1 pseudogene is annotated in these 272 nt (G+C 54.8%); it reads left to right on the forward strand.

From position 1 onward, the window contains the following. Window positions 1–272 (forward strand): annotated as a pseudogene (locus ACTHSA_RS10845) (diaminopimelate decarboxylase); the annotation flags it as partial.

Here is a 272-nt window from a genome sequence, read left to right on the forward strand (position 1 = left end):
GGGTGAAATTGAGCGTGCGCTGGCTGCAGGTTACAAGCCATTGGAAAATCACGACGATATCGTATTCACCGCCGATATGATTGACCTGCCGACGCTGCAACTGGTGGCTGAGCAGCAAATACCGGTTAACGCCGGCTCCGTAGATATGCTGCAACAGCTTGGCGAGGTTTCACCAGGCCATCGTGTCTGGTTACGTGTCAACCCGGGCTTCGGCCATGGCCACAGCCAGAAAACCAATACAGGTGGCGAAAACAGCAAACACGGTATCTGGC

It is taken from the genome of Neisseria sp. P0008.S002, assembly GCF_051962805.1.
GTDB classification, from domain to species: domain Bacteria; phylum Pseudomonadota; class Gammaproteobacteria; order Burkholderiales; family Neisseriaceae; genus Neisseria; species Neisseria perflava.